Source organism: Collimonas arenae, assembly GCF_000786695.1.
Lineage (GTDB): Bacteria > Pseudomonadota > Gammaproteobacteria > Burkholderiales > Burkholderiaceae_D > Collimonas > Collimonas arenae_A.
In genome coordinates this window covers 4,703,957-4,725,321 of record NZ_CP009962.1, presented here as the reverse complement: position 1 = coordinate 4,725,321, position 21,365 = coordinate 4,703,957, and the positions used below count along the sequence as shown (strand labels likewise).

Annotated in this window: 22 protein-coding genes; 12 read left to right on the top strand and 10 right to left on the bottom strand. The window is 53.5% G+C overall.

What is annotated here, in order from left to right; translation table 11 throughout:
- The first annotated feature begins 7 nt into the window (after positions 1–7).
- Complete coding sequence (locus LT85_RS26205; protein WP_156117603.1) at positions 8–616, top strand: transposase; 609 nt, start codon at positions 8–10, stop codon at positions 614–616.
- A 60-nt stretch (positions 617–676) separates the two neighbouring features.
- On the opposite strand, the gene LT85_RS26925 is transcribed toward LT85_RS26205, so the two are convergent.
- Positions 677–988, bottom strand: a complete 312-nt coding sequence (locus tag LT85_RS26925) for a DUF4359 domain-containing protein (RefSeq protein WP_038492798.1) — start codon at positions 986–988, stop codon at positions 677–679.
- 503 nt (positions 989–1,491) lie between these two features.
- On the opposite strand from LT85_RS26925, the gene LT85_RS20835 reads away from it, so the two are divergent.
- On the top strand, positions 1,492–1,704 hold the full coding sequence (locus tag LT85_RS20835) for a SymE family type I addiction module toxin (RefSeq protein ID WP_038492795.1): 213 nt from the start codon (positions 1,492–1,494) through the stop codon (positions 1,702–1,704).
- 197 nt (positions 1,705–1,901) lie between these two features.
- Here LT85_RS20835 and LT85_RS20830 read toward each other — a convergent pair whose 3' ends face one another.
- The 3 genes from LT85_RS20830 to LT85_RS20820 form a co-directional block, all read right to left on the bottom strand.
- A complete protein-coding gene (locus LT85_RS20830) occupies positions 1,902–4,250 on the bottom strand; it encodes a CPBP family intramembrane glutamic endopeptidase (protein WP_038492792.1) in 2,349 nt (782 codons plus the stop codon).
- 5 nt (positions 4,251–4,255) lie between these two features.
- Positions 4,256–5,074 (bottom strand): ABC transporter ATP-binding protein, encoded by an 819-nt coding sequence (locus tag LT85_RS20825; RefSeq protein WP_253273592.1) that lies wholly within the window; start codon positions 5,072–5,074, stop codon positions 4,256–4,258.
- 119 nt (positions 5,075–5,193) lie between these two features.
- Positions 5,194–5,682, bottom strand: a complete 489-nt coding sequence (locus LT85_RS20820) for a hypothetical protein (RefSeq protein ID WP_038492787.1) — start codon at positions 5,680–5,682, stop codon at positions 5,194–5,196.
- A 239-nt stretch (positions 5,683–5,921) separates the two neighbouring features.
- Here LT85_RS20820 and LT85_RS20815 point away from each other — a divergent pair, with 239 nt between their 5' ends.
- The 3 genes from LT85_RS20815 to LT85_RS20805 all read left to right on the top strand — a co-directional run bounded on the left by LT85_RS20815 (position 5,922) and on the right by LT85_RS20805 (position 9,058).
- Complete coding sequence (locus tag LT85_RS20815; protein WP_038492784.1) at positions 5,922–6,875, top strand: Dyp-type peroxidase; 954 nt, start codon at positions 5,922–5,924, stop codon at positions 6,873–6,875.
- Positions 6,876–7,141: 266 nt separating this feature from the next.
- Positions 7,142–8,005 carry an AraC family transcriptional regulator gene (locus tag LT85_RS20810; protein WP_038492781.1) on the top strand — a complete coding sequence of 288 codons (864 nt, stop codon included), beginning with the start codon at positions 7,142–7,144 and terminating at the stop codon, positions 8,003–8,005.
- A 60-nt stretch (positions 8,006–8,065) separates the two neighbouring features.
- Positions 8,066–9,058, top strand: a complete 993-nt coding sequence (locus tag LT85_RS20805) for an alpha/beta hydrolase family protein (protein ID WP_038492778.1) — start codon at positions 8,066–8,068, stop codon at positions 9,056–9,058.
- 68 nt (positions 9,059–9,126) lie between these two features.
- On the opposite strand, the gene LT85_RS20800 is transcribed toward LT85_RS20805, so the two are convergent.
- Positions 9,127–9,561, bottom strand: a complete 435-nt coding sequence (locus LT85_RS20800) for a hypothetical protein (RefSeq protein WP_038492776.1) — start codon at positions 9,559–9,561, stop codon at positions 9,127–9,129.
- A gap of 561 nt (positions 9,562–10,122) precedes the next feature.
- Positions 10,123–10,941: a prolipoprotein diacylglyceryl transferase gene (lgt, locus tag LT85_RS20795; protein WP_038492773.1), complete on the bottom strand. Its 819-nt coding sequence runs from the start codon at positions 10,939–10,941 to the stop codon at positions 10,123–10,125.
- 388 nt (positions 10,942–11,329) lie between these two features.
- Here lgt and LT85_RS20790 point away from each other — a divergent pair, with 388 nt between their 5' ends.
- The 4 genes from LT85_RS20790 (at position 11,330) to LT85_RS20775 (ending at position 14,392) form a co-directional block, all read left to right on the top strand.
- Entirely contained in the window at positions 11,330–11,734 is a 405-nt protein-coding gene (locus LT85_RS20790) for a DUF6249 domain-containing protein (protein ID WP_038492771.1), read from the top strand.
- 5 nt (positions 11,735–11,739) lie between these two features.
- The gene (locus LT85_RS20785) at positions 11,740–12,384 is read left to right on the top strand and encodes a sigma-70 family RNA polymerase sigma factor (protein WP_052135367.1); all 645 of its coding nucleotides are present in this window, start codon (positions 11,740–11,742) and stop codon (positions 12,382–12,384) included.
- Positions 12,381–12,890, top strand: a complete 510-nt coding sequence (locus tag LT85_RS20780; protein WP_156117602.1) for a hypothetical protein — start codon at positions 12,381–12,383, stop codon at positions 12,888–12,890. Before LT85_RS20785 ends, LT85_RS20780 begins: the two co-directional genes overlap by 4 nt.
- A 431-nt stretch (positions 12,891–13,321) precedes the next feature.
- On the top strand, positions 13,322–14,392 hold the full coding sequence (locus LT85_RS20775) for a YncE family protein (RefSeq protein WP_038492765.1): 1,071 nt from the start codon (positions 13,322–13,324) through the stop codon (positions 14,390–14,392).
- A gap of 241 nt (positions 14,393–14,633) precedes the next feature.
- Here the strand turns inward: LT85_RS20775 and LT85_RS20770 are convergent, their stop codons facing one another.
- Entirely contained in the window at positions 14,634–16,022 is a 1,389-nt protein-coding gene (locus LT85_RS20770) for an NCS2 family permease (RefSeq protein ID WP_038492762.1), read from the bottom strand.
- Between the two features lie 388 nt (positions 16,023–16,410).
- Positions 16,411–16,671: an energy transducer TonB gene (locus LT85_RS20765; RefSeq protein ID WP_038492759.1), complete on the bottom strand. Its 261-nt coding sequence runs from the start codon at positions 16,669–16,671 to the stop codon at positions 16,411–16,413.
- A gap of 269 nt (positions 16,672–16,940) precedes the next feature.
- Here LT85_RS20765 and LT85_RS20760 point away from each other — a divergent pair, with 269 nt between their 5' ends.
- The 3 genes from LT85_RS20760 (at position 16,941) to LT85_RS25645 (ending at position 19,137) form a co-directional block, all read left to right on the top strand.
- Positions 16,941–17,369 (top strand): DUF3574 domain-containing protein, encoded by a 429-nt coding sequence (locus LT85_RS20760; RefSeq protein WP_038492756.1) that lies wholly within the window; start codon positions 16,941–16,943, stop codon positions 17,367–17,369.
- A 131-nt stretch (positions 17,370–17,500) separates the two neighbouring features.
- Complete coding sequence (locus LT85_RS20755) at positions 17,501–18,274, top strand: DUF3050 domain-containing protein (protein WP_038492753.1); 774 nt, start codon at positions 17,501–17,503, stop codon at positions 18,272–18,274.
- 275 nt (positions 18,275–18,549) lie between these two features.
- Positions 18,550–19,137 carry a hemerythrin domain-containing protein gene (locus LT85_RS25645; RefSeq protein WP_052135366.1) on the top strand — a complete coding sequence of 196 codons (588 nt, stop codon included), beginning with the start codon at positions 18,550–18,552 and terminating at the stop codon, positions 19,135–19,137.
- 51 nt (positions 19,138–19,188) lie between these two features.
- Here the strand turns inward: LT85_RS25645 and LT85_RS20745 are convergent, their stop codons facing one another.
- The gene (locus tag LT85_RS20745; protein WP_038492749.1) at positions 19,189–20,238 is read right to left on the bottom strand and encodes a hypothetical protein; all 1,050 of its coding nucleotides are present in this window, start codon (positions 20,236–20,238) and stop codon (positions 19,189–19,191) included.
- A gap of 193 nt (positions 20,239–20,431) precedes the next feature.
- Entirely contained in the window at positions 20,432–21,217 is a 786-nt protein-coding gene (gene modA, locus LT85_RS20740) for a molybdate ABC transporter substrate-binding protein (protein WP_216595032.1), read from the bottom strand.
- Positions 21,218–21,365 lie beyond the last annotated feature (148 nt).

Sequence of the window (21,365 nt, the reverse complement as noted above, 5' to 3'; positions counted from 1 at the left end):
GAATTGATTGAGTTCTCTTCGAACATACTTTGATAGCTACATCTATAGCAAAATGTTAAATACAACTTTTCAGCAGCGTTATGTCGAAAACCATATCGGGCAGCCTGTTGGATCGGCTGTTTTCCTTAAAGACGAACAGTGGGAAAAGCTGGAGCCGCTGTTGGTGGGAAAGGAGGGTGACTGCGGAACCAACGGCCGTAACAACCGTCTGTTTATCGATGCAGTGCTATGGCTGGTGGCTGAGCAATGTGCGTGGCACAAAATACCTGCCAGTTTCGGGAAATGGAACACAACTTACATGCGTTTCAAACGGTGGAATGAAAGCGGCGTCTGGCGTCGTCTGGTCGAGGATCTGGACGACGCACCTGAATTGCAGGCGCTCATGCAGACAATTGCTGCATACGGGGATAAAAAAATTGGCCAGCTGATACGCAGAGCCGATCGAAAAGACCAGCGGGAAATATATAACGGGCTGCGCCGGCGAGGAGAGGGCGATCACGGTTTCAAGAATGAGGAAGACAAGTCGATTTTGCTGAACGATGACGCTTCAAAGCGGGACGAAGACGAGTCGACTTTGCATTGGGTTAACCTAGTGTCGACGCCATCCCGTTTTTGATTGTTTTTACACGGAGCCTGACCGTTTCGATCCTATGCAGACTCTGGCAACAGGGAGCGCTTATTGATCCTTTTTCGGGCCTGCCAATTGAAAGAAATTGCCGAGGATCCCTACATACTTTAGATGTTGATTGCCCAGATCCGAGTCGTAAATGCTGAACAGAACATAATTATTGCGCACCGTGCTGTTAGCGATGAAGCTGCTGGCCACCCCTCCAAATAGCGTTCCGATTGCCTGGGTCAAGCCATCCCGATGACTGGTTTCCTGGGTAATTGCCTGATGAATGTACTGCTCATAGTTGTCGATTTTAGGATTTGTAAAAATCAATACGCCCAGAATTGACGCTATGACGATGGCTGAGGTTGGTTTCATATTTTGGACCCGGACATTTTTTGATATGTTAGCGCATCGCCTGTGCTTCGGCGATAGTCCAGATTGCAAGCGCAGGACATAGCGGGCTTGAGGCCAGCTCTTGCAATGACACATCCTCCCATATCTTCCTGAACTTCCTGGTAAAAAACCGTTGTTCGCCGCAATATTTTGCATGGCCTTTACGCGCAATACATGACAGCGAATACTGGATTTTTAGAACAGGGAGGCGACATCGCCATCCGCAATAATTTCCCGGCTATGCTTTTTCTTAAAATTTCAGGAAAGGCGTTTTAAGCGATATTTATTGCGCTGTTGGTGCTACTGTATCGAACGCCGAGTCTGCGTCGCCACACAGGAAAAGGAAAATTCTGCAGGGGTGGCGAAGGCAAAGCTGTTGTACCTGAACACCTGCGCAGGGCTGGCAGGCAAGGCAAGAAGCGCGGCACAAGGATGCGACAACATCCAAGTACCGCTAACCACAAACAACTAAAACGGAGTTATTCATGGCTAAGCGCAATTCTACGCGAGACACCCGCACGTCAACAGGTTTTAATGAACCGGCGCAGCGGCTCACCGTCTCTTTCTACCAGGACGACAATCCCGAATCACTCTGGATCCATTTGTGTGGCGCCGGTCTCAAGCAGGCCGGCTTTGCGCCGCATTCTCCCGTCCGCGTCAGGATTATGAGGGGCTGTCTTATCATCACCAGCGACTGAAGCAAAATACAGCGCGCGCCAGAATGGTGTGCGCAATAAAGGAAAATCCCTCTCTCGCATTGCGAGCAGAGGGAATTCATCGGTTTATGTATACGGATTGCGAGGGTTGGATCCGTGTGAACGTAAGTTGTCTGGGAAGAGTAATAATTTAGTTCTTTCGACGTCGCTTGCACTGCATGATGTTGATGCCGTGCAATTTACATCGTCAATTGAAATCCAATGACTACAGCATTGTAAATTGCATGCACCAGCATTGGGGCAAGCAGCGTTTTCGTCCGGTCGTATGCGAATGCCGTACAGACGCCAAGAACAAATACAGGGAGCATCGATTGCGGCGGATGTACGATCGCAAAAATAGCGGCGCTCATGAGAATCGCAGTGAAAGACGGCATCGATCTGCGCAGGCCGCCGAAAATTAAGCCGCGAAATATAAATTCCTCAAATAAAGGCGCAGCAACCACCGCCAATCCGATCAGCCAGACACGACTAGATAATTCAACGACAGGGTTTGAGCCTTGCCATAAATCCAAATGGCGAATGACATAGATGTAGACGAGACCGAGGATCGCAGACAATGCGCCTCCGCATAATCCCCAGCCAACCGAAGTACCCAAGTTGCTGCCGGTTACCGCAGGCACGCCTTGTGCCTTTGTACGCCAAAACGTGTATCTCGTTAAGCAATAGGTCAACGTGCCGGCGATAATGAATCCTATAACCACCGCCGAATCACTGATGTTCCTGGAGCCATCGCTCATGATCAATACTGATACGCTTTGCAGCACAAAAAACAGCATTGCTGCAATCAAGCCATCGGCGGTAGATACGCGCGCTGCTGGTGATTCAGCAGGATCGAGCAGGTAGGGTATTTCATCGCGCGCCTTTTGCCATAGCGCCAGGGAAAGAGACCCTGTGAGAATGACGAGAACCAGTTTTTGCCACCATGCATCGGCAAACAGCGTGTAGCCATACAGACCTGATAGCAGTACATATAAATAGACGTAAGTTGGACGTACCTTGGTCTGCGCGTCCTGCGCCATGGGGTCGCAAGCAAATACTCCTAAGGAAACGGCAATAAGGGAATATATCGGTATCCCCAGCAACACCAGGCATAGCAAACCTAGCAGTTCCCAGTTGATCGCACGGGAAAAATAGATGCCGATAGCGAATATCGCAAAAGGGTAAAGCAGCGCTACAACGGCCCACAGTTGCGCCTTTTCTTTGAGGACGTTTTGAATAGAATGTGGAAATGTGTAGAGCATCCAGAGTGCTCCACCCTCGGCATTGAGCGTCTGAAAGGCAGATAGCATGAGTACGTAAGCGCTAATGGCGAATGCCATGGAAGCCATCATGGTAGGGCTACCGCTAATTTGCGAAACACTGCTAAAGCGGCCGTTGAGTACTAACTGGCTCAGAACAATGACAACCGGCAGTATTAAACTTTGCACCAGAAAATTCCGGTCGCGACTTAGGAGTCTCAATTCGCGGCGCTGAACAACTGAGCCGATGGCGAGATTCCATCTCGTTTTTCTGGCGACGCCAGCGAGTGCCGAGCGCTTGACGCTTTCGCGCCCGCCTGCCGCGACAATGCCGTTGCGCAGCTGGTATTGCAATATGAGAATGCTTGCGCACACAATCGTAATTACTTCAATTATTAACGCCATTGAAGCCATCAGCGCATGGGTCATGTCATGGGCGTTGATCGCTTGTATGACCAGTCCTGGTGGAGTCCAGGCCGTCCAGGACGGGAAAGCGCGCGCCCAATCGAAGATGAATGAAATTTCCGTCTTCATGCCAAAAGCGATAGCCAGATATAGAACTGGCAGATTGACTAGGGAAATAATGCCCTGCAGGTTGCGCATTTGTGAAGGGGGAAGAGATAAACGTAACCCGGTGTCGATCAGCGTTCTTATTGACGCGGCCGGCAGCAATAAAGAAAAGGCGGCGAAAACTGCGATGATCGGTGCGCTCCACCGATAACCGGAATACCAGGCAATCAAGAGACAGGTTGACCAGAGCAATAGCCATCCGACTGGATTGACGACGCTGCGTTCAAGTAAGCGACCCCATAGCAAATTTTTCCGGGATATCGGCAGGGTAACCAGCCATTCCAAATCCCAGTCTTGTTGCGACAATTCCCGGGCGCCTAACGGCATCAGGAAGCTGGCGAAAAACAATAGCGTCAGCTCCATTGTGAGGCCACTCGCTAATCCTGCGCTAAACGGTTTCGCAAGCAACTCATGCGTAACGCGATCCATTTTTCTGCCGTTTAACTCTGACCCATCTCCGGGATAGCACAGCACGCCATCGCTTAATTCGCAATGCAAATTGAAAATACTCTGCTTTGCCATATTCCCAGCTGAAAACAACATGGCAATCGCCACCAACATTGTGATCAGCCAGCGATTTCGTTTTTTACCCGGTGTCGCATTCCGTTGTCCGCTTCGTTTAAAAACGCGACTGAAGCCATTTGTCGTGACGTTCAGTAGCCGGGTAAGTCGCAATTGTGCAAGCAGTAATATGGCATGAAATCCAGAAATGTCTGTCATGGCGATTACGCTCCAGACAACGAGTGATCAGTCGTGTCTGCGCCGGTTTCCTCAGTAATTTTGAGAAATATTTCTTCCAAAGACCCACCGGAAGAAACACTCTCCTTTATTTCCTGTGGCGTGCCTGTTGCGACAAGTGCCCCGCGATGAATAATCCCCACTCGCGTACACATGCGTTCTGCCATATCGAGAAGATGTGTCGATAAGAATATGGTTTTACCTTGCGCTGCGCTATTGAGCAGACGCTCTTGGACGTCGCGTGACGCACGCGGATCGAGGCCGTTCGTGGGCTCGTCAAGAATCAGTACCGGCGGCTCATGAATCAAGGCGCAAGCAAGTCCCAATTTTTTCTTCATGCCCATTGAGTAATTGACGGCAAATTCTTCCGTGACTTCCTCCAGGCCGAAATCCATCAATAGTTGATCCGCGCGCATTGCGGCGTCTTTGCGTGAATATCCGTGCATTTCTGCAACGAATTGCAATATTTCACGGCCTCGAAGGTAATCATAAAAAATGGGATTGTCAGGAAGGTAACCGACTCGGCGCTTTACCTCGGCGCCATCGTCATGGCAATTGATGCCATCTACGGATACCCCGCCATTACTCGGCACGAGGATCCCCATCATCATTTTGATGGTCGTCGTTTTTCCTGCGCCATTTGGCCCCAAAAATCCAAAGACTTCACCGCGCGCGATGTTAAGTGAAAGAGATTTAACAGCTTCGAATTTGCCGTAGCTCTTGCTCAGTTCGCGAAATTCAATCATTTGCCTTCTTTCGTCATTATGAGAATTTGGTTTTTTGTTATCTGCTGTGTTGATGGCCAAGGGGAAAATTCATTAATGGTCTGGAACACGGAGTGCGCGCAGCTTTGACCGCCGACACATTGGCTTGCATAACCCGTAGCTGTGTCTGTGGGGCCAATAACGGAATACATAGTTTTCTCTCAAGCCAAAACGTACGCAAGAAGCAATGGAGAAGAGTTAAAAATGGCGTGAATGAGAAAAACAAACCAGAATGATTTTTTAAACGACACTTCTGATTGTCGGAGCTCTAGGTAAGCCAAGGCTTGTATATAGAAAGACCAGGCGATGACCAGCGGTTTGTAGGCTTGTACAAAAGCATGCAAAGCAATGATTGGAAGCGCGCCAACGAGCGCCGCTGCATATTTTGATTTGAAAGCGCTAGACGCAACAACCGTTGGATAAATCAATATCGCGGATTCAATTAACGGTGTAATTATTCCTGTCAGGAAAAATTGCAAAAGGACATTGCCAGGAGCAATTCCGATCCAATACACAGACAGGCCTTGTCCATTCAAAAAGAGGGAAGCTAACAGAGCAAGTATTATTGTTGAAGTAACAGCAACAATAAAAACGAATGCAAAGTAGCGATAAAGTGTTTGAGACGTGTCACGCTTGATTGGGAAATTCATATTCCATGAGAAATGCGCATAGATTTTTGGGCGGAACGATTCTTCAATGCAATTTTTGTTTGCGCCAGACTATCAAATAATTAATTGTTAAATAATATTTCGCGCATATTTTTTTTTGTAACAAAATGTAACTGTCCGTCGGAGCGGAGCGTGAAAGAAAATTGCGACAATCTGGTATTCTCGTTCGCTGTAAATCTGTCCCGCTCTTGTCGGAATACATCACGATAACGGTCGATCCAATGCCTAATAACTCTCCCGAACCCCAAGCCGTATGCAGCCCCATCACGCGCAGCGCTATCTTCATTGTCGCGACGCTTTCGCCCGGTGACGGCCATGCCGACACGGTGCGCGCTTGGTGCGCGGACATTGCCGCCCTGGTTCGCTCGGTTGGCCATCGCGTCCCCTCCGGTAATCTGTCCTGCATATGCGGCTTTGGTTCCGGCGCTTGGGATCGGCTCTTCGGCGCCCCGCGTCCGGCATCGCTGCACCCGTTTCGTGAGTTCGGCACGGGTGCGCGCCGCGCCGTGGGGACGCCGGGCGATATCTTGTTGCACATCCGTGCGGATCAGATGGATCTTTGCTTCGAGTTGGCGACGCAACTGATGGAGCGGCTTGGCGATGCGATCTCCGTGGTTGACGAAGTGCATGGCTTTCGCTATTTCGATCTGCGCAGCATAGTGGGTTTCGTCGACGGCACCGAAAATCCGGATGGCCGCGAGGCCGTCGATTTTACGATCGTTGGCGACGAGGATCCGGCGTTTGCGGGAGGCAGCTATATGCTCGTGCAAAAGTATCTGCACGACATGGCTGGCTGGAACGCGTTGTCCGTCGAGGCTCAGGAACGCATCATCGGCCGTACCAAGCTGTCCGACATCGAACTCGACGAATCGGTCAAGCCCTCGTCTTCGCACAGTTCGTTGACGACGATCACCAAGGATGGTCAGGAAGTGAAAATATTGCGCGGCAATATGCCGTTCGGCCGGCCAGGCATGGGAGAGTTCGGTACCTATTTCATCGGCTATGCGCGTTCGCCTGAACCGATCGAGCAAATGCTTGAAAACATGTTCGTCGGACGACCGCCGGGCAACTATGACAAGCTGCTTGACTACAGCAGCGCGGCGACTGGCGGGTTATTTTTCGTTCCTTCGGCTGCGTTGTGCGAAGAGCTTTCAGAGCGTCATCCGCAGACATGACAGGTAGCGTCATAGCCTCTTAGAAAATATATTTTCACTGCGGCGTATCCTTTTGCGATTTCGCCGCCGCTTTATCTTGTCTTTACGGCATGTCAGATTGTTTTTCAGCGAGATTTCCAGCGAAATTTCCAGCAAAATACAGAAGGCTTGGTTGTTGTGCTTTTATTATGCGCGGACCTGCCATGCTTGTTGCACGGTCCGTGAGTTCGCAAACATTCGCAAACGCGGCTAAGTAATCCCGTGGCAGCCGGTTTAAACTTTCTGCTATGAAACGACATAGTCCAGAGGAAGACTACCGCAAGCGCATGGCCCGTGTGATTGCCGCCATCGTGGCGGAGCCGATGGCGCAGCACAGTCTTGAAGGTTTGGCCGGCATCGCCAATTTTTCTCCTTTCCATTTTCATCGCCTCTACCGCGGCATGATGGGCGAAACAGTCGCCGCGACCATACGCCGCCTGCGGCTGGCGCATGCTGCCTCGCTGCTGATGGAAGGCAAGCGCAGCATCACCGATATCGCGCTGGAAACTGGCTATGACAGTCCGCAGGCTTTCACCCGCGCATTCCGCAGTTTCAGCGGCAGCAGTCCGCGTGGATTCAGGCAGAAAATCGGGGTATTCGCCGGGGGCGACGCGGGCGGGGGCGCTACCCAAGACCAGCCCGGCTTCGACATGCATTTACTGGAGCGCGAACCGATGCGCATTCATGCTTTGCCGCATTCCGGCCCGTTGGCGACGATTCCTTATTCGCACCGACGCTTGCGTACCCTGGTAGGCAGCAGGCCAGTGCAGCAATGGCTGGGTGTTTGTTATGGCGATCCAGAAGCAAACGACGATTTCCGAGATTTCCGTTATTACGCAGCAGCAGTTTTGCCTGCGGAACCGCTGATTGCCGACGGCGTCGGCATCATGGATATCCCGGGTGGCCTCTATGCAGTGCACACGCTGATGGGGCCGTACACGCAAATCGGCCCGGCCATCAACACGCTGTATTCGGCCTGGCTACCGGGCAGCGGCTACGAGCCTGACGACCGGCCGCTGCTGGAGTGCTATCGCAACAATCCACGCATGGTTGCGCCAGAAGAGCTACGTACGGATTTGTTGATTCCGATTCGCTTGATTGCGCATCGTTAGGAAGTCTCCCCCGCATTGCCGCAGACAGTTTTCGATGTCCCACATATACAAGGTGAACAAATGAAGAAGACATTATTCCTTGCGTTGATAACCTTGCTGGTTGCAGTATGCGGCGTCACCCATGCCGTCGGGTTCCAGCAAGTCACCGCGCCGGACCCTGACGGCGCGCCGCTTGAGGTTGGCATCTGGTATCCGAGCAATGCGACGCCGGCGCCCATATCGAGAGGGGCGGTCACGCAGAACGTTGCCGTCAACGGGCCTGTCGAAGGAAAAGCTTTGCCGCTGGTGGTCATTTCGCATGGCAACGGTGGCACCTTCCTCGGCCATTACGACACAGCGATTGCCCTTGCTGAAGCAGGATATGTCGTCGCTTCGGTGACGCACACAGGCGACAATCACGGAGACCAGAGCCGCAGTATTTTGATCATGGAGCGGGCGCGGCATATAAGCCGGCTGATCGACTACATGCTCGGCGCGTGGTCCGGGCGCGCGCAAATCGCCCCGGAGCGCATCGGCATGTTCGGTTTCTCTGCGGGCGGCTTTACCACGCTGGTGAACGTCGGCGGCATGCCGGACCTGGCGAAGGTTGCCCCTTTCTGCAAAGAGCACGTCACTGATTTTGCCTGCAGACTGGTGGCCAGCCATGCCAATGCAGATGATCCCCCGCTCGCCCAACGCGACACATCGCACGACGGCACGCAAGACATACGCATCAAGGCTGCCGTCGTTGCGGCTCCTGCGCTTGGCTACACCTTTTCACCGGACGGCTTGAAGAGGGTGACCGTTCCGGTTCAGCTGTGGCGTGCTGAGGACGACGTTGTTCTTCCGCATCCGTGGTATGCAGAGGCCGTGCGCCTGGCGCTGCCGCAAAAGCCGGAATATCATTTCGTGCCGAAGGCTGGGCACTATGATTTTCTGGCCCCTTGCAGCGCATTTCTTGCTTCCAGAGAGCCAGAGATCTGCACCAGCGCTCCAGGTTTCGACCGGGTAGCGTTTCACGCCATGCTCAACGCATCAGTGGTCGGATTTTTCAACAAGACTCTTAAGCCTTAAACCTTAAACGCATGCGCTTCAATAGTTTCAGGTAAGCCGTAGAAAAAGAGGAATTGCTTGTCTCCTATCTAGCGGAGCGCAATACGTACGAGTTTTTTGTGTGCGACGGCGTTATTTGAAAGACGTCGCGCTGGAACCATCATGTACAGTTCTCCGCTCGCATCATTGTTGTCGTGCAGATTGATGGTCATTTTCAGTTGCTTGTCCAAAGCGACAAACGTGTTTGGCGTGATGGCCACTATTTCATGTCTTACCTGATCATCCAATGCGGCGTACATCTTGAAACCTCTGTGGAAGACAGAAAGCGTCATACCGTTTGACAGATCGTAAGCGCGCATATAGTCGTAAAATTCGTCCGGGTGCATCTTGCGATACCGCTCGGGGAGGACGATACGTTCTTTGATGCCGGAAATTGTTACTGGTAAATTGTCTTGATCGGCCGGTGGTGCTGCCGACGCCAGGAAGGACACGCTGAGGAGCGATAATAAGAAAAGATTCTTCATGTTATGTTTCCTATCCGATTTATTGAAAATCGCAAACCACCTGGAAAAATCAGCGGTGGTCGCCATTCATTAAATGAAGAATATCGGCCAAGGTCAATGATGCAGGCGCAATGTTGATGCACATATTTTTCGGCGTGCGAATCCCTCTCGCGAGGCCGGGGTACCGTATATCAACATATGTGACACGTACAAGATGACAAACTTTATAAAAACTTTATATGGTGGAGGAGAGAGGGAACGGAAACAAATCTTCATGTCTAACCCCCGATGATCGGGAATGCGGGCATGACTGATGGTTAATTTGTAAAGATGGTTGTCCGGCACTGGCCCAAGGTTTCGTCAGAGACAAGAGGCCAGTCGTGCCGATTGAAAAATAGCGATAAGTTAATAAGAGGCTGTTGCAAACACACCTAGCGTTGTTGCCCTTGCAAGCACGGGTCGTTCCGCAGGCAGACGACAATGTAGTCTGAAACCCCTGCTACACCCTCCTAGCCGTACTACTCGTACTGTCTTCGTCGGAGCGCCTAGCCATCCGTGTTTGCAACAGTCTCTAAGTTAAAGTTAACGAACCGTCATTGGCGCCGGTGCTTTGTTTCTATAGGCAAGTGTTAACAGCGCTAACCCGAGCAAGACCATCGGTATCGAATACATTTGGCTTCCGGACAACGTTATGCCAGGTATGTGTACTTCGAATTCCGGCGTGCGGAAATATTCTGTAAAGAAGCGAGCACTTCCGTACAGAGTCGCAAACATGCCGCTGACTGCCATCAGTGGCCTGGCGCGACGTGAATAGCACCATAAGATAATGAACACCAGCAGGCCGTCAATCAAGGCCTGATAGATGGGGGAAGGGTGTCTTGGCAGAGCATCGACGTTGGGCCAAATCATGGCCCATGGCAGCGATGGATCTGCAACGCGTCCCCATAATTCGCCGTTGATGAAATTTCCGATGCGTCCCGCAGCGTAGCCGAGAGGCACCAGGGGAGCGATGAAATCCAATACTTCCATCAATTGAAATCCCCGTTTCTTCGCCCAGAAAATCATCGCAACGGTGACGCCGATGAAGCCGCCGTAGAACGACATGCCGCCGGTCCAGACTTCAAAAATTTCGATTGGATGCAGGAAAAAATACGCGGGACGATACAGGAATACCTCGCCTAGCCGGCCGCCGATGACGACGCCCAGAGCACCGTAAAAAAGCATGTCGTCCTGATCCTTGAGCTTCCAGCCGGCGTGCATGATGTGGGATTGCTTCAGGCGTATTCGCCCTAGCAGTAAAAACTGTGCAAACGCCACGAGATACATCAGCCCGTACCATCGAATGGATAGCGGGCCAATCAAGTGCAATATCACGGGGTCAGGCAGGGGATGTATAAGCATTGTGTTTTTGGTTATTTCTACTATGGGGCTAAATTGACGTATTGTCTGCCGTCACCAAGTGGACGTTAGTTGCGGCAATTGATCAGACGGCTCATTGTCATTATGTCACTTCGCCAATATGTTTCGACGATGGACATGTATGAACATCCTTGCCTAGATTAATTCCGTAAAAGCTATTTTTGGATGGAATGGCATTCTTCTTGAAGAAGCCTGGTTAGACTATGCTTCAGTAAAAAAGGGAGGCGATGCCAAATTCCTAAGCGCCAAGATGAGCGGCATCAGGCTAAAGCAAGTTCGTTCAAAAATTTTTTACTATTTTGAATCCAAAACACCATCCAGCCTCATCCAAGCAGAGTAAGCCTTTCACTCACTCTTTTCAGGAGACACAATGGACACCGTGCTACAACATGTCGCGCCGTTTCTCATCCCTATCGTTGCTCTGTTCATTCCTATCGTGGCTATCGTCATGGGCGTGCTGGCCAGGATGCGCCGTGCCGAACTCATGCATGAGACCGTGCGCCAGCTGGTTGCCCAGGGCCGTGACATTCCTCCGCAGCTGCTTGACGGCAGCTTGCTTGCCGATCGTGCTATCAGCGGCAATGGCGGCTGGCGGAATACGAACGGCCAGTTGATCTTTGGCGCAGTCAATGTCGGTGCAGGTTTGGGCGTCATGATTATGTTTTATGCGATGCGGCCTGATATGTGGCTATGGGCGATCGGCTGTATCCCCTTGTTTATCGGCGTGGCCTTGCTGGTGGCGCGGAAGATGGAATCCAAGCCTGCGCCAAATTAAATCCCGTGACATCGCACGCCACGTCTCTGCCAGAGGCGCCGACGCTGGAAGACCCTGATCAGCTCTTGCTGCAGCAGGTGCAGCAGCACGATGACCGCCGCGCATTTGCAGCTTTGGTCGTTCGGCATCAGGGTGCGGTGCGGGCGCTGCTGCGGCGTCTCACCCGAGGCGATGCGGGGTGGGCGGACGAGCTGGCGCAAGAGGCTTTTTTGCGTGCTTACCAAAACCTGGCGAATTTTCGCGGCGAGGCATGCTTTCGCACCTGGCTTATCCGAATCGCTACGCATGTGTTCCTGGAACAGCGGCGGCGCGGCGACGCGCAACTCCAGGCGCGAACCCAGGCTTTGGATGAAGAATCAGACGAACGGCAAAGTTCTGCCGATGTCCTGGCCCAGGCTAACGCCGCTTTGTCCTTGAGCCACACTGTGGCGTTGTCGCTCGATGTGCAGAGGGCGCTGGATGTACTTAGCGAACCCGAGCGGCAAGCAATCGTGCAATGCTATTGGGGAGATTTGTCGCATGCCGAAGCTGCCCAAGCCTTGGGATGTCCGCTGGGCACGCTCAAGACGCATTTATTGCGCGGTCGCGCCAAACTTGAAACAGCGCTCTTGGCCTGGGATCCACGCCAAACTTCGGAGCAGTGCAAATGAAGAAAATTTCACCCATACACGCGTCTCACCCGATTTCAATAGATGAGGCGCATGAGTCATCAGCCGACGACTGGCTTGCCGTCTTGCTGCAACACCAGGCCCGTCTTGACGCGCCTGCGGATGAAGGTTTTACCGCAGCGTTGATGAGGGCTCTGCCTCCGGAAACGGAGCGTTCGCCAGCGCTTGCTCTGGCGCAGAAGCGACGCGCACCAGGCTCCGGCAGCGTTTCCGCATTGCCTGGCTGGCTGCTTATCTCGCTGCCTTGGTTGGGTATCTACGGATTGGTGGTCACGGCGGCGATCATGTTGTGGCTGGCATTTACGCTGGCCGTCATTCCCGCCTCTGGATTACCAGTGCCTCCGCCGTTGCTGGGTCTCGGCACGATGCAGGCATGGACTGAGATGGTCAATTTTTTGGGGGCTGGCCTGGCGCATTGGATGGCGCCGGCGATGATACTGGGTTGGCTGATGTGGTGGTTGCGTGAGCAGGAATGGTTGCTGGAATAGGGGATCAGGAGACTATCTCGATACTCTTTTTCAGAACGCCAGTTCGAACAACAAACCCGCTGCGCCGAGAACGGCTGCACTATTCTCGTAGCTCAGCGTGTACATGGCAACGGCGCCGGTCAAACAAGCGATAGTGATCAAGTGTTTCATGAATGACTCCTTACACATCAGGGAATGACAGGGTTTGCAAGAACATATCATATCCGCGCCGGAACCGTACAGTGTGAAACACTAAAAGTGCGTTGAGGAGGTACAGTTAGATGATCTTCGTTTCAGGTCAATGATCAATGGTCGATGTTAACGCGCCCTAATTGTGGGCTAATTATTGTTCATTAGCCTGTGGCGGGTATATGTGCTTACTGGTTACCTGGATTGCGGAACAGGCAGGCGCATATCAGCCGATCGACATTCCTCCACTATCTCTACATCACATGAAAAATTTGATTGCCAGGAAAATGTATCTCAGCGCAGCGTGCGCGTTCGCGGTATTGCCGGCCGTGCTGCCTGTGCAGGCTCAGGCAGCCGTGCCGGATAATTACAAGATAGTTTCGCGCTTTCCTCTGGCTGGAGAGGAAGGATGGGATTACCTTTCCATCGACAGTCAACGCGGCCGCCTGTTTGTCAGCCGTTCCGATCATGTGCAGGTGGTCGATACAAAATCCGGCAAGGTGCTTGCCAACATTGCGGATACCGCCGGCGTTCACGGGGTGGCGATTGCGCAGGACCTGAATCTTGGCTTTACCAGCAATGGCCGGGCAGATGCCTTGACCGTGTTTGAACTTGACAGCCTGCGTACGGTTGACGTCATCAAGCCGACTGGCACGGGCCCTGACTCCATACTCTACTACCCGCCTTTGCAGCGTATCTACAGTTTCAACAATCACGGCCAAAGCATCACGGTGGTCGATGCGGTGAAACGCAAGGTCATTGAGACGATAGCGGCTGGCGGCCATCCTGAATTCGCTGTCAGCGACAGCCAGGGACATATATTTTTCAATGTCGAAGACAAAAACGAGATTGGCGTCATTGACGCGCAATCTTCCAAGATCGTCAAACGCTGGTCTGTCGCACCGTGCGACGAACCTAGCGGACTGGCCATCGATGACAAGCACCATCGCTTGTTTTCGGTATGCAGTAACCAGAAAATGGTGGTGCTAGACTCCATGACGGGGAAAGTCGTCGCCACCGTGGCGATCGGCGACAAGCCCGATGCCGCGGCATTCGATGCCGATAGTGGACTGGTTTTTGTTTCCAATGGCGGCGGCACCTTGACCGTCGTGCACGAAGACGGCCCTGATCAATATACCGTGAAGAACAACCTGCCTACACAAAAAAGCGCCAGGACCATGGCGCTGGACCCGAATAGCCATCAGGTCTATCTGGTGACTGGACAATTCGGGCCGCCACCACCTGCCACCGCGGTGACGCCTCATCCTCGCGCACCGTTGTTGCCGAATACTGTCAACGTATTGGTTGCAGGACCTGGCACCGTCCAGAAATAAAGCAGTCTATCCAGAAACAAAAAAGGCAGCGCTCCAGGGGAGGGCGCTGCCGTCAATCGACTATTCAAGGAGACCCAAAGAGTCGAAGTTACACGGTTCTCTGTAAGAAGCTGTCGCAAACACACCTGGCGTTGTTGCCCTTGCAGGGCGCGCTTGGGCTGTTCCGCAGGCAAACGACAGTGTCGTCTGAAACGCCTGCTACACCCTCCTAGCCATCTGTGTTTGCAACAGCCTCTAAGATTTAAATCGCCCAGCCACCTGCATAGAAGACTGCCAGGGCAATCGCAATGGCGACTGTACCGACATTCAGTTTGCGGAATTCGCCCGATACGACACGGCCGATCACCAGGGTGCAAAAGCCGAGCATGATGCCGGTGACGATATTGCAGGTCAGTACGATGAACACTGCGCACAACAGGCCGGACATCGCGTCAACCATGTCATCCATGTGCATGCGGCTGACGCTGCCGAGCATCAGCAGGCCGACATACATCAGCGCCGGCGCCGTCGCATAGGAAGGCACCAGGCCAGCCAGCGGCGAGAAGAAAATCACAGCCAGGAACAACAGGCCGACGACGACTGCGGTGAGGCCGGTGCGAGCGCCTGCAGCAGTGCCGACAGTCGATTCGATGTAAGCAGCCGCAGGAGCGCCACCGACCAGGCCAGCGAAAATCGAGCTCAGCGAATCGGCTGTCAACGCCTTGCCGCCGTTGTGGATATAACCTTTTTCATTGACCTGTCCGGCTTGTCCGGCAACGGCGCGAATCGTGCCGGTGGCGTCGAATACCGCAGTCATCACCAGCGCCAGCACGCTTGGCAGCACAGTCATGCTGAGTGCGCCTTTGATATCCATCGAGCCGATCAGCGACGCGTGGCCGGGTGAGCTCAGTGCAGGCATGGCGAATACGCCGGTAAATTTAACCGCCGGATCGAAGATCAAACCGATCAGCGACAGTGCGACCACCACCAGCAAGATGCCACCCGGTACACGGCGACGCTCAAGTCCGAAAATGGCAGCCAGGCCGAGGATGCTCATCACGACTGGAAATGCAGTGATGTGACCGAGCGCAACCGGCAAACCTGGACCGGCATTTTTGACAACCAGGCCAACATCGTTCGATGCGATCAGCAAGAGGAACAGGCCGATGCCGACACCGGTGCCATGGGCGACGCCCGACGGCAGGTTTTGCAGGATCCAGGAACGCACGCCAGTGACGGAAATGGCGGTGAAGACCAGACCCATCAGGAATACCGCGCCCAGCGCCACCGATGGCGACAAGCCTTTGCCGAGCACCAGTCCGAAGGCGGTGAATGCAGTTAATGAAATGGCGCAGCCTACGGCGATCGGCAAGCGCGCCCACAGGCCCATCAGCAGCGAGCCGAAAGCGGTCGTCAGGCAGACCGCAACGAACACCGCGCTGACATCGAAACCGGCCTTGCCCAGCATGCCGGGCACTACGAAAACCGAATACACCATGGCCAGGAAAGTGGTGATGCCGGCGACCACTTCACGACGCTGGGTGCTGCCGCGTGCAGTAATCTGGAAGTACCGGTCGATTTTACCTTCGGCCACGGCGATAGGTTCTGCCAGGCCCGCAACAGGCTGGGGCTGGAGTTGTTGTTCCATCATGATCGAGCTGCTCCTTTGTCTGTCCACTGAAGCGGCCGTGTGCCGGCGATGCGCCGGCTGGTCGTCAACAGGGTGTCTCATGTTATGTTTTTGAATTGCCAGTAACCATCTGCCGAACCCCCTGGTTACTGGACTGCTCGTTGTTTGCAAAGAAGATCAGTTCGGCGAAGACAGCTTAGGGTATGGATAGCTGCGAATCCATCATGAGGGTTCAATAGCCGCCATTCGCATTTCCATATGCAGGAAAAGGCGCTGCAGGCAAAAGGCTACGTCGCGTAGGAGCGAGTGATAGAGGAGGTTGCGAAATGGGTAACGTCTGCGGTCTGGGAGCGTGGAAAATAAATCGTGCTGCCAAAGCGGCAAGCAGCGCTATGCCGCTTACTGCCGCTTACGTATGAATGGTGTAGGCCAGGTCGTGCCAGTTGTGCGAGGTTTTGGCGCCACGGCTCTTGCTGGGGAAGCGCATCGCAGCGATCTCGCGTTGCGCCCGCGCGTCCAGCTCGGGGTCGCCGCAGCTTTTCCGGATAGTGACATCAGTCACATGGCCCGCAGTGTCCAGGTACACGCGGACCAGGACCTTTCTGACCGTTTCGGCCGGCGTAGTGTTTGCGCTTTGCGTCTTCGACAGCAATTTTTCGAGCAGGCTCATTGGTATTCCTTGTATGAAATAGTTTTCTCTCACTTAGAGGCTGTTGCAAACACACCTGGCGTTGTTGCCCTTGTAGGGCGCACCCGGGCTTGCAAGCCCGGACCACGACAGTGTCGTCTGAAACCCCTGCTACACCCTCCTAGCCGTACTACTCGTACTGTCTTCGTCGGCGCGCCTAGCCAGCTTAATTTTTGCAACAGCCTCTTAGCTTGTTAAAGATATAGCATGTGGCGTTCCACAACAATCGAATCTAACGCCAGGAGACTGCAATGCGCCTCATGCTGATTTGTCCGTTGATCTGCGCAATATTGGTTTCCGCGTGCGCCACGTTACCGGAAGGCACTGCCGGCGATATGTGCAAGCAGGCTGGCGGCAGCCGGCAATTGCAAGCCGAACTGCTATTCGGCCGCGATATTAACGGTCGCGGGCCGGTAACCGATGTCGAACGCGCCAGTTTCATGGCGGAAGTCGTAACGCCGCGTTTCCCGGACGGCCTGACGACTTGGGATACGCGTGGACAGTGGCGCGATGAGGCGAGCGGCAAGACCATTCGGGAAGACAGTTTCGTGATTCGCATCGTTGCAGCCGAAACGCCGGAAACGCTGACGCGCCTGGCGCAGATACGCAGCGCTTATACCAGCCAGTTTCACCAGGATGCAGTGGGTTTGCTGTTCTCGCACACCTGCGCTTCGTTCTGATCCGACATGTGCATTTCCTTCGATCAGCGGTCTGATCGAATGTGTCAGTACATCAATTTTATTGCCTTGAGGTAACATATCTGGCATTGTCGTTTTACACACAGATGTGTGTAACTTCTCTTGGAGATGATATGACAACGACCACTGAATCATTGCAGCTTACTCTTAAGGCAAAGCACGATTTGCTGACAAATCATGCTGTATTTTCTGCCATACGGACCCAGAGTGATTTGCGCCTCTTTATGGAATGGCATGTTTTTGCGGTATGGGATTTCATGTCGCTGGTGAAACGGCTTCAGGCTGATTTGACCACTACTTCCATTCCCTGGTATCCGCCTGCCAATCCGAATGCTGCGCGTCTGATCAATGAGATCGTGCTGGGGGAAGAGTCTGATATCACGCCGCATGGCGCCATGACGCATTTCGATCTTTATTTGTCCGCGATGAAAGAGATCGGTGCTTCCACCCGGCAGATCGACCAGTTCCTGAGCATGATCAGGAAAGGGGTTGCTGTTCCTACCGCGCTCAACCGGGCGGAGGCGCTGACGCCGATCCAGCGTTTTGTGAACTCTACGATCACTACTTGCATGGACGGGAAGACGCATCAGGTCGTCGGCAGTTTTTTCTACGGTCGTGAAAATGTCATTCCAGAGATGTTCCAGGCGTTGTTGAAGACGTGGAGCATAGCGCCGGAAAGCGTCCCGGAGCTTAACTTCTATCTGGAACGGCATATCGAGGTGGATTCTGGCGAGCACGGGCCGGCGGCGCAGCGCATGATTGATGAAATAACCGATAACGATCCGGTCCAGATCCGCGAGGTGCTTGAAGCGGGTATCCGGGCCATTGATGAGCGCCATCAGTTGTGGGACAGCTTGCTGGCTGCTCTGCAAGAGCGATTATCTTGAGGATATGGCGGGAGACGCCTGAGTTATTTTCCAACGTGAATGCTTCTTCTATGACCACAGCGCCATACCGGTACATGTAGTACGCCCCTTGGTCGAACGCAAACGTTCGGCCAAGGGCAAGCTGGAAAAAATTCTTTAAATTGCAATTAAGAAATCTATTTCCACGTGGAATTTAATGTACTATTGTTGTCGATAGGCAATTACAATAATAAGCACAATAACAAACAAGTAATACTTCGATAATGACTTCTGTGCGCACACTGGCGAGGTGAAATATGTGGCTTAAAACAATTTTCAACAAACCCGAAACCAGTAAGCGCGATCAGGAGAAGCACGACGCAGCAAAAAAGACTGTCAGCCAGCCAGTTTCGCTAGCCAGAACAGTCGCCCCCCTTGCGGAGCGGGCGGCATTGCAGCCATCAAAAGGCAATCAGATTGAGTACGACGAAAAACTGATCCCGCAATTGAAGGGCGACCATGCGGCGCTGCTGTTGATGTATTCAACGGTGGCTAACAAGATGAGCGCCGACAAATGGGATACCGTGCCCGGCTCGTTACGCGAGATGCGGATGGCGATGTATGGTCACTTGCTCACCGAGGGCGTCAAGCTGTATTCGTATATGCGGCGCAGCCTGGCGGAGGATCCGGCCCTGCACGATGTGTACCGTTCCTATAAACGGGAAATGGATGGCATCGGCCGCGTAGCGTTTGATTTTTTCGACAAATACCAGGGCAAGGAATGGGTTGTCTCGCGCGACGCACGGGCGGCTTTCAAGGAGGAGTTTGAAAATCTCGGCAAGGTGCTGGTAGATCGCATCACGCGCGAAGAAAATATTCTTTATCCGCTGTATATCCCGTCTTAGTCGTTCTTTCCGAACGCCTGCGGCGTCTGTCTGACGTTGGCCCTGCACTGCTCAGGGCTGCCAGGCGCCGTTCCGGTACACCTGTTGATCGTCGAGGTAGACTGCCTCGGTCACCGCAAAGACATCAATATGATATCGGGCGTTAGCGCGTTTGATATTCGCCTTGTTATAGACCCCATGCTTGGCCCCCAGCGACAAATGGATGCCGCACATCCGTTCGTAGGTGCCGATATCGCTGACCATCCGCTCCTGCGAAAACGCCCGGTTCATGCCAAAGCCAAGTTCGCGCAGCCATACTTCGCCTTCATCGGCGCGGATGTTGGCCAGCACCTGGTCGAATTCCGGGGTTGAATCGATGACCCCGGTCACCCGGCCTTTGGCGATCACCAGGGTGATCGGCTGCGCAGGCTGGTTGACCCGGAATGCGGTGTCGCCGAAAACAAAAATGCGCACCCGGCCGTTGACGGCTTCCAGGTCTTGCGCTTCAGTGAACACTTCGCCGATGGGGAACTGGCCGCCGACATTATTCATGCCGCTGTAATCACCGATGTTCAGCTTTGCCGATTCGAACGGAGAATCGAACACCAGTCGCTCGCCGCCGCTATCAACGACGCCGCAACGCGCGTTGTCAATACGGGCCTTGAGCGCGTAGCCGGTGCCGCGGTAGTAAGCGGGATCGTAGGCCAGCGATTCGAGATAGCAGAGCGCCTGTGCACCTGGCATGCGTGACAGGTGCGGATGTTCTATCACCTTTAACCCGCGCTTGAACAGTTCGACGCGGATGCGAAAAGCTTCAAGCCGGAAATTGGTGGATTGGACCAGCACTACCAGATCGCCTGACTGCAGCGGCGCAAATGCAGCCATCACCGCATCCGGCGTCACCGCATCGAAGTCGATGAAGTTCGCGCCGGGCAGGTTGCGCCGATAGGCTTCCGTGAGCGTGACGGCAAGTTCGCAACGTGTGTCGGAGACCACCACGGCGTTGCGGTCGGGCGTGTGTTCAATCGCTATCGAAAGAATATCGCGCAGGTGCTTTTCTGCGACGTCAAGCGCGTCTTCGCTGATGACGCTGGCGGAGGCTGGGTTCTGAATCGGGGTCATCTTCACATATCTCTCGGGGAGTATAGGAAATGCCATGTCGCAAGATTAAAAAACGCCCATGCCACTCCTAATGGATGAGCATTTTAATCGACAACCCCGATCCGAGGCGGTTTTGCCGGGAATTGCCATAAGGACCGGGCAAGATTCCATCTGTGCCGGTCCCCCTGTCGAGCCGGCAAGGAATCAGCCGGAGTTACTTTGAAAATCCATAATTAACAAAGATTTGCTGGGCTTGCGGACTGAGCAGGAATAACGCAAACCGATACGCTGCATCATGCGATCCTGTGTTCGGATTTAATACGGTCAGGCCGAAATCCGCCGAAATGGCGAGTTCCGCCGGCAGTTCTACTTTGGTGAAACGGGCGTCGGGTACTGTTTGTCGTGAACTGCAATAACCGATGAACGCATCGGCTTGTTTATGTTCCAGAAAATATTTCACCGCATCCTGGCCGGCGGGTACCGGCGGACTGTTTTTGCCGCCGACCAGTTGCCGGGCTTTGTTTTCCAGCAGTTCTTTGGCGCCAGGCTGGAGCTTGCCGGCCTTGGCAAAAAGCAGCCACGCATAGTCGCCGCCTGGGTCGGCCTTGGGGGTTGATGTGCCGATCTTGACGCTGGGGTCGAGCAGTTTCGCCAGCATATTTTCACTGCTTAGCTGTAGCTCTGGACGGGCCAGCACGCACAAGCGGTTACGGGTAAAAACCAGCGCCGGGATGGCCTTGCCTTCGCGCGCAAGCTGCTGCGGATGCGCCATGTTCGCCGATGCAAATACATCGGCGTGCTCTCCTTGCTCTATACGTTCCAGCAGGAGACCGGATGGTCCGAATACCATTGCCACCGGCAGGCCGGTGTCGGCCTCGAATTGCTTGGCAAGTACGGTCAATGGGCCGGTCAGGCTACCTGCCGCAAAAACCTTGACGGGGTCCTGGGCCTTGGCTGGGGTAATCGCCATGGCCAGCAGAGTCAAAGGCAGTAGAGTCAAAGGCAACATCGATCGGGTGAAAAGTGAAAGTCTGGACATGTTCAAAATGGCTGCAGGGGCAGTGATGGGTTTGTAATCGCTGTATTTTAAAATATATAGCGAGAGATGAAAAAAAAGCCGTCGATCAGGCTTTTTCACGAAAGCGCAT